This is a genomic window from Alistipes sp. CAG:268, assembly GCA_000434235.1.
In the GTDB taxonomy this organism is placed as follows: domain Bacteria; phylum Bacteroidota; class Bacteroidia; order Bacteroidales; family Rikenellaceae; genus Alistipes; species Alistipes avistercoris.
Genome location: FR892016.1, coordinates 46,146 through 54,906, shown reverse-complemented (window position 1 = coordinate 54,906; position 8,761 = coordinate 46,146). Strand labels below are relative to the sequence as shown.

At 60.6% G+C, this 8,761-nt stretch carries 6 protein-coding genes; 3 read left to right on the top strand and 3 right to left on the bottom strand.

Features of this window, described 5'->3' with window-relative positions; translation table 11 throughout:
* The 3 genes from QZL63_RS09425 to QZL63_RS09415 form a co-directional block, all read right to left on the bottom strand.
* Positions 1-1,559: toprim domain-containing protein (locus QZL63_RS09425; RefSeq protein WP_290586704.1), on the bottom strand; the 1,559-nt coding region annotated here is incomplete at its 3' end.
* 3 nt (positions 1,560-1,562) lie between these two features.
* Entirely contained in the window at positions 1,563-2,291 is a 729-nt protein-coding gene (locus tag QZL63_RS09420; RefSeq protein ID WP_022309061.1) for a lysophospholipid acyltransferase family protein, read from the bottom strand.
* 455 nt (positions 2,292-2,746) lie between these two features.
* Positions 2,747-3,823, bottom strand: coding sequence for a TlpA disulfide reductase family protein (locus QZL63_RS09415; RefSeq protein ID WP_022309060.1), 1,077 nt, complete (start codon positions 3,821-3,823; stop codon positions 2,747-2,749).
* A gap of 279 nt (positions 3,824-4,102) precedes the next feature.
* Here QZL63_RS09415 and QZL63_RS09410 point away from each other — a divergent pair, with 279 nt between their 5' ends.
* The 3 genes from QZL63_RS09410 to QZL63_RS09400 all read left to right on the top strand — a co-directional run.
* On the top strand, positions 4,103-4,813 hold the full coding sequence (locus QZL63_RS09410) for a carboxypeptidase-like regulatory domain-containing protein (RefSeq protein WP_022309058.1): 711 nt from the start codon (positions 4,103-4,105) through the stop codon (positions 4,811-4,813).
* Positions 4,814-4,877: 64 nt separating this feature from the next.
* A complete protein-coding gene (locus tag QZL63_RS09405; protein WP_022309057.1) occupies positions 4,878-7,334 on the top strand; it encodes a TonB-dependent receptor in 2,457 nt (818 codons plus the stop codon).
* A 12-nt stretch (positions 7,335-7,346) separates the two neighbouring features.
* Positions 7,347-8,761, top strand: a 1,415-nt coding sequence (locus QZL63_RS09400) for a RagB/SusD family nutrient uptake outer membrane protein (protein WP_290586701.1), incomplete at its 3' end; no start/stop codon positions are given.

Sequence of the window (8,761 nt, the reverse complement as noted above, 5' to 3'; positions counted from 1 at the left end):
GGCGTCTGGAGGATATAAAGGTGGCCCGTGCGGATCACGTCGGGGAAGAACTGCAGGAAGAACGAGGTGAGCAGCAGGCGGATGTGCATGCCGTCCACATCGGCGTCGGTGGCGATGATCACCTTGTTGTAACGCAGGTTCTCCATGTCCTCCTCGATGTTGAGCGCCGCCTGCAGGAGGTTGAACTCCTCGTTCTCGTAGACCACCTTCTTCGTGAGCCCGTAACAGTTCAGCGGCTTGCCCCGCAGCGAGAAGACCGCCTGCGTGCGCACGTCGCGCGAGGCGGTGATCGAACCCGAGGCCGAGTCGCCCTCCGTAATGAAGATCATCGACTGCTCGGCCAGCTCGTTCTTGTCCGTGAAGTGGATCTTGCAGTCGCGCAGCTTGCGGTTGTTGAGCGAGACCTTCTTGGCCGTCTCGCGCGCCTTCTTCTGGATGCCCGAGATGGCCTTGCGCTCCTTCTCGTTCTCGACGATCTTCTTCTGCAGCGTCTGCGCCGTCTCGGGGTGTTTGTGCAGGTAGTCGTCGAGGTGCTTGCCCAGGAAATCGACCACGAAGTTGCGCATCGAGACCCCGGGCTCGATCTCCTTCGAGCCGAGCTTGATCTTGGTCTGCGACTCGAAGACCGGGTCGGTGACCTTCACCGAGATGGCCGCAATGATCGACGTGCGGATGTCCGACGGATCGTAGTCCTTGTGATAGAACTCCTTGATGGTCTTGGCGATACCCTCGCGGAAGGCCGCCTGGTGCGTACCGCCCTGCGAGGTGTACTGGCCGTTCACGAACGAGAAGTAGCTCTCGCCGTAGCCCGTGCCGTGGGTGATGGCCACCTCGATGTCGTCGCCCGAGAGGTGGATCGGCGCATAGAGCGGATCCTCGGTCATGTTCTCGTTCAGCAGGTCGAGCAGTCCGTTCTTCGAGACGTAGCTGCGGCCGTTGAAGCGGAACGTGAGGCCCAGGTTCAGGTAGGTATAGTTCTTGACCATCTGCTCGACGTACTCGAGGTTGTAGGCATATTGCCCGAAAACCTCCTCATCGACGCGGAAGGAGATGTAGGTGCCGTTCTTCTCCGAGACACCCGACTCCCAGCGGTCGCTCTGCTCGAGCCCCTTGGCGAAGGTGACCGTGCGGGCCTCGCCGTCGCGCACCGAGCGCGCCGTGAACTCACTCGAGAGCATGTTCACGGCCTTGACGCCCACGCCGTTCAGGCCCACGGTCTTCTTGAAGGCCGTGCCGCCGTACTTGCCGCCCGTGTTCATCTCGGAAACGGCCGCCGCCAGCGACTTGAGCGGAATGCCGCGGCCGAAGTCGCGCACCGAGACGACGTTGTCCTCGATCGTGATGTCGATCTCGCGCCCGGCGCCCATGATGAACTCATCGACCGAGTTATCGACGACCTCCTTGATCAGCACGTAGATGCCGTCGTCGGCCTGCGAGCCGTCGCCCAGTTTGCCGATGTACATGCCCGGGCGCAGGCGGATGTGTTCCCGCGGCGACAACGTCACGATGGCGTCGTCGCCGTAGGTTTCGTTGGGATTCGTATTGAGTAAGTCTGCCATAGTCTATCGTCTGTTGCGGATCTCGGAGAGCGCCCGGCACATGTCGTCGTGCACGCGCTCCATCAGTTCGTGGGGGTCCGAAGCGGCGACCTCCGAGGCCGGAACGGGAGGCAGGACCCGGATGGTGATCCGGTTGCCCCAGTTGAAGAGCAGGTTGTGCCCGATGAGCGACTTCGTACCGTCGAGCACCACCGGAAGGATGCCGACGCCGGCCTCCCGGGCCAGCAGGAAGGCGCCGGCCTTGAAGCGGTGGATCTCCCCGTCCTTCGAACGCGTGCCCTCGGGGAAGATGGCGACCGAAGCGCCGCGCGAGATCCACTCGCGTCCCTCGCGGAGCAGCTGCTCCATGGCGGCCGTGGCCCGTCCCCGGTTGATGCAGATGTCGCCGTGCAGGAAGAGGTACTGCCCGAAGAAGGGAACCTTGTAGACCTCGCGCTTGGAGACCCACCGGAAATTGAGCGGCAGGTAGTAGAGCGTCGGGATGTCGATCACCGTGTTGTGGTTCACGGCAATGACGTAACGCTGGCGGCGGTCGATCCGCTCAAGCCCCTCGACGCGCTGGCGCCAGAAGGGCGGGATGGCGAAGAAGATCCGCACGAGGATGCGCGAGAGTTCGTGCACGACGCGGCGGCCCCGGTCGAAGGGATAGCAGACGACCAGCGCAACGGCCGACAAGATCATGAAAAAGGTGCACAGCAGCACCAGGAAGATGTAGTACAAGGCACTCAACATAGGCAGCGCGGAGTTTTAGACGGGCTGGATCCGGGTGCGGCAGAAACACGACGAAAACCGTCGGCGGCCCTCACGGGTCGGCCGCCGCACGCCGGAAAACAGGTAGCCATATCCATTCAAGGAGCAAATATACGAATTTTTTCCGGGGTTTTCCCTCCTCCGCAGGGACGTTTTTTTTCAACAGAGGGTCTGTTCCGGAACCGGACGGAGGATCGGAGAACGGCTGAGCGGAGGGGTGTCCCGCGAAGAGGGCGCAGGAGCCATGCCGGGTGCACGGCGGACAGAAAGCGGGACGGGTGGCATGACGGGGAACAGGAGGACGGACGACAAGACAGGAACGGGCGGACAGGCTGAAGGACGGGAAACGGGAGGACGGCTGAAGGAGGCTGCGGCAAAAAAGAGAGGTCCGGGGACCTTGCGGGTCTCCGGACCTTTTCTCAGTCGGATGCGGCAAACTATTTGGCCAAGCACTCGCCGACCTTCTCGCCGATCGCCTCGCCGCGCAGGTCGCGTGCCACGATCGTGCCGTCGGGGCCAAAGAGGATGATCTGCGGAATGCCGTTGATGCCGTAGAGGTCGGTCGGCAGCTGGCCGGCATCGAAGATCACGGGCCACGTGATCGGCAGGCTCTCGAGGGCCTTCTCGGTGTCGGCGCGCTCGTCCCAGACGGCTACGCCCACGATCTCGAAGCGGTCACCCTTGTACTTCTTGTATACCTCGGCCAGATTGGGCATCTCGCCACGGCAGGGGCCGCACCACGAAGCCCAGAAATCGACGAGCACGTACTTGCCCTTGCCCACATAGTCGGAGAGCGATACGGGGGTACCCTCGGCGCTGCCCTTCTCGATCGTGAAGTCGGTGAACATCTTGCCCTCGGAGGTCTTCTCGAGGTTCTCGTAGCGGGCCTTCTCCTGCTGTACGCTCGCAGCGTTACGCACGGCCTCGCCGGCCACGTTGTAGAGCGAGTCGAACTGCGACTTGTCGTCGGCCAGGCGGGTGATTACGACCGAACCCAGCACATTGTCCTTGTTGGCGGCAAAGAACTCCTCGTTGAGCTTGCGCGAACCCGCGGAGAAGGTTTCGCCGGCCTGCTCGAGGGCTGCGCGGAACTCCTCGTCCTTGAGCCCCTGCTCACGCAGCGAGGTATAGGCTTCGCGATAGGTTTTGTAGAGTTCCTCGGACGAAGCGTTGTAGCCGTTGAAGGTCTCGTTGAGCGGCGTACCCGAGCAGCGGTAGCCCTCCTCGGTAAGGGTCAGGACGGGCGATCCGGCCTCGAGTACGACCATGCCGCCCGTGCGGTTGTCGCCCTGCGAGATGAGGACACGCGCCAGAACGGGCGAGTCGATCTCGCCCTCGAACGAGAAGGCCCCCTGCGAGACGACCGTGCTGTCGCTCTTCTCACCGTAGAGGAGCGATACGGTCGCTCCGTTGTACAGCGTATCGACCGTACCCGAAAGCAGGTAGGTCGGACGCGATTCGCCACAGGCTACCAGAAGAAGCGATGCGGCAGAAATTGCAGTAAACTTTTTCATAAAAAACCTTGTTTTGGTTAATGTTTATAACTCAATTTAAAAAAATGTTCAAACATTATCAAAGCGTTTGGAACTTTGTCCAAAATTACATATTTTTCGGCGAAAAAGTAGAATTTTCAGCCGCAATTATAGACATTTTTAACACACAAAACAAAAGATTCGATCAAAAAATTAGAGCGACGGCCTGCACGATGTCGGGCGCTCGTTCTGCCTTCGTGACAGAAGGTATGTTTCCGCAGACCTTGTATTAACAAACAATCCTAACTAAAAACAATCAGCATGAAGAAACTCTACCTCGCCTGGCTCATATGCCTCATGGCGTTCCAGGTTTCAGCGCAACAGAGATGGGTCACCGGCGTCGTGGCAGACACGAACGGCGTACCCGTGGTTGGCGCCACCGTTACCGTCAAGGGCGGTACGAACGGTGCGATCACCAATTCGGACGGCTCGTTCCGGATCGAAGCGTCGGATTCGGACATCCTCGTGTTCAAGTACCTCGGGTACGACGAACAGGAGATCCAGGTCGGTCCCCGCACACGCATCGAAATCGAACTCCGCGAATCGGCACACCAGCTCGATGACGTGGTCGTGACGGGTTACCAGACCATCTCGAAGGAGCGTGCCACGGGTTCGTTCGACATCATCGACAAGGCCCAGCTCGAAAAACCCTCCGGTTCGATCGCCAGCCGTCTGATCGGTTCGGCGGCAGGTCTGGTGGGTACGCAGGACGCATACGGAAATCCCGTGTTCGAGATCCGCGGACGTTCGAGTCTCTCGACGTCGGCCACCGAGCCGCTGCTCGTCGTGGACGGATTCGCCATCGAGGGCGGCTTCGAGTCGATCAACCCCAACGACGTGGAGAGCGTCACCGTGCTGAAGGATGCTGCGGCAGCCTCGATCTGGGGAGCCAAGTCGGCCAACGGCGTGATCGTCGTAACGACCAAGAACGCCCGATCCGAAGGGGGGGGGGAAAGCCTCGGTAACGGTTGATTACTCGGGTTTCTTCAAGGTTTCACCCAAACTCGACCTCGACTACACGCTCTCGCAGGCCTCGGTGAACGACGTCATCGACTACGAGATCTACGGATTCACGCGCTGGGACTCGACCACGTGGTATCCCCAGGAAAACGACTACAGCGGCGGCGGCAGCAAGGTCTATGAGCTGCTGAACGAAAACCGCCTCGGCCACATCTCCGAAGCCGAGATGAATGCCGCCATCGACGAACTCCGCACCAAGAACAACTACGGGCAGATCAAGAAATACCTGCTCCAGAACCCGATCGTACACCAGGAGAACGTCGCCGTGAACATCGCCACCAACCGGTCGTCGAACACCCTCTCGGCCCTCTACCAGAACGACCGGCAGCACTACAAGAAGCAGAACAGCACCAAATACATGGTCAATTTCCGTAACCGGACCCATGTGTTCAAGTGGCTCGACTTCAACTTCAACGGCGCATACACCTATACTAAAAACGACAACAGCGGATACGGCCTGCCCGGACTCTCGCCCTACGAGATGCTCGTGGACGAGAACGGCGACTACATCCCCTACTCATACGGCGTCAGCCTCGACTACGTGAAGCGCCACGTTCCCGAAGGCAAGTTCCCCTATGAGGACTGGAGCTGGAACCCCCTGCAGGAGATGAACAACCGCGAGCTGACCTCGACGTCGGCCAACGCCCGCGTACAGGCCGGCCTGACCTTCAAGCTCTGGAAGGGGCTGACCTTCGACTCGCGCATCCAGTATGAGATGATCGAGTCCGACACGCACAACTACTACAACGAGAACACCTACACGGTACGCTACGGCGTGAACAGCGCCGCCTCGTGGAACAAGGAGACCGACGAGGTGACGGCCAACCTCCCCACCGGAGGGTTCCTCGACCAGAGCCGCACCCGCTACGACGTGCTCACAATCCGCAACCAGCTGAACTTCAACCACACGTTCGCCGAAAAGCACGCCGTGGCCGTGGTCGCCGGTATCGAGACGATCGACCGCCGCTACCAGTCGTTCGGATATCCCCGCACCTACGGATACAACGACGAGACGCTCAGCGTCGGCAACTTCCCCAACGGCATCGGCGGAACGGGCGTTTACCAGCTCACGGACTGGCAGGGAAACAACCTCACATTGAGTTATCAGAACTCGTTCTCGTACACCACGGACCGCTACTTCTCGGCCTTCGGCAACGCATCGTACACCTACGACAGCCGATACACCGTGTCGGGAAGCGTGCGTACCGATGCCTCGAACCTCATCACCGACGACCCGGCCTACCGCTACGCCCCGTTCTGGTCGGTGGGCGCCAGCTGGCAGATCGCCAACGAGGCATTCATGCAGCAGGTGGACTGGATCGACGGCCTGGCCCTGCGCTTCACCTACGGATACAACGGAAACGTGGACAAATCGACCACCTTCAAGCCGCTGGTGAACATCAGCTCGTCGCCCAACACGGTGACCGGCGAGCTCACCGGATCGATGTCGAGCTACGGCAACCCCACGCTGCGCTGGGAGCGCACCGGAACGTGGGACATCGGCGTGGACTTCAACCTCTTCCGGGGCAAGCTCTACGGTAAGTTCGACGTATACAGCAAGCACTCGGAGGACCTGATCGCCGACGTTACGCTCTCGGCCGTGCAGGGAACCACCTCGATGCGCCTGAACAACGGCGAGATCCTCAACCGCGGTTTCGAGATGGAGGTGGGTTCGACGCTCCGCATCTCGCCCAACGTGACGTGGAACGGCGTGCTGACGCTCTCCTACAACAAGAACCGCATCAAGAGCCTGCAGGTCAAGCCCACGAACGCCTACGACCTGGTCTATGTCGGCGGCAGCACCGCATGGATGGAGGGCTACGACATGAACACGCTCTGGACCTACAAGTACGGCGGTCTGCAGAACGTGGGCACCGCCTCGTCGCCCGACTGGCAGCCGACGATCCTCCACAAGAGCGGCCTCTACGAGACCTTCGCAACGTGGCCCACGGGCGACCCGATGGACTGCTCCTACGCAATGGGTACGACCGTAGCACCGTGGAACATGTCCTTCTCGACCTCGTTCCGCGTCTACGACTTCGACATCTCGATGATCGTGACCGGCAAGTTCGGGCACAAGTTCCTCCGCGAGAGCTTCAACTACCCCTCCGTATCGGGACGCGCCGTGCCCAACGACAAGTACTCGGAGGTGAAGAACTGCGACCCGAACGAGATGATTCCCCTGCCGCAGAACGAGATCGAGACCCGCTACTACTTCTGGGACCGCTTCTATCCCTACATGTCCTACCTGACCGAGAGTGCCTCGCACATCCGCCTGCAGGAGTTCAGCGTGGGATACAACCTTCCCAAGAAGGTCGTCGCGAAGATCGGCATGAAGTCGCTGCAGGTATATGCGCAGTGCAACAACCCGTTCAACATCTACTTCAACGGATACGGCGAGGACCCCGAATTCGCAAAGGGGACGATCCGCCTGCAGGCGTCGTATACGTTCGGAATCAAGTGCAAATTCTAAACTGTTGAGACCATGAATCTGAAGAAAACAGCATACCTCACGCTCCTCGCCGCGGCCGTCTCGGGCTTGGTCGCCTGCGACGACTTCCTCGATGTCGATCCCTCGAAGAGCACCCAGAAGACAATCGAAACGGCCGAACAGCTCGATGCACTGCTCGGCAGCTACTCGCGGTTCTACTCCGAGTACAACCACACGGCCCTCGCCTGCGACGACTTCGGCCTGACGACCGACATACACGACTATCAGAACGGCGGCATGAGCCCTTCGAACCTGGAGTACATTCTCTGGAGCGACCAAGGCACGGGGACCAGCCGCCTGCTCTGGGACGGCGAGTACAGCAAGATCTACTACGCCAACCTGGTGCTCGCGTATATCGACGAGGTGTCGGGCGACGCCGAGACGAAGGCCAATCTCAAGGCCGAGGCCCATTTCCTGCGCGCATACTCGATGTTCCAGCTGGCCGTGGCCTACACGCTCTACTACGACGGCAACAACGGCTCGGAACTCGGACTGCCGCTCAAGCAGACCATCTCGTTCGAGGAGGGCATCGCCCGCGCCTCGCTGACCGACACGTGGTCGTTCATCGACAACGACCTGCAGCAGGCGCTGAAGATCACCACGCCGCTCGTCAAGCAGGGCAAGCGCCGCGTATGGCGCGGCACGACGGCCGCCGTACACGCCTTCGCGGCACGCTACTACCTCTACCGCGGCGATCTGGACAACGCCAAGGCACAGGTGGAGGCCGTACTTGCGGAGTACAACACGCTCAAGGACTTCAACACCTCGATGTCGTACAGCGCCAACGACGACGAGTATGAGATCAACGCCTCGACGAACAAGGAGGTAGTGACGGTGAAGTACCCCGACACGAAGCTCCAGTTCTACGGAACGAACGGATATCCGGAGCTCTTCGAGTGGGAGGACCTGCTCTTCGCCCGCACGTGCTCCTACGCTTCGTGGTGGTACATCCCCAGCGAGGATCTGCTCGCAACCTATGAGGCCGATGTCCCCGGAGGCGACCCGATGAACGACCTGCGCTACGAGTACTTCATCGTCGAGGACTTCTCGCTCCGCTACTGCCAGACCGACCCGGCGTTCCGCTACCCGGCATACTGCCAGTTCTACTTCGACAACCTCATCTCGGGCCCGACCGTTGCGGAGATGCTCCTCATCAAGGCCGAGGTCCAGGCTCGTCAGGGAGATTGGCAGGGTGCCATGCAGACGCTCGTGCCGCTGCGCAAGGCCCGCATCAAGGCCGAGGCATACACCGAGCTGACCGCCTCGTCGCAGGCAGACGCCCTGCAGAAGATCCTCCGCGAACGCCGCCGCGAACTGGCCTTCGTGAGCCGCTGGTACGACATGAAGCGTCTGAACGCCAACGACGACCCGGCAGACGACATCACCGTAACGCGCGAATTCTATCCCTA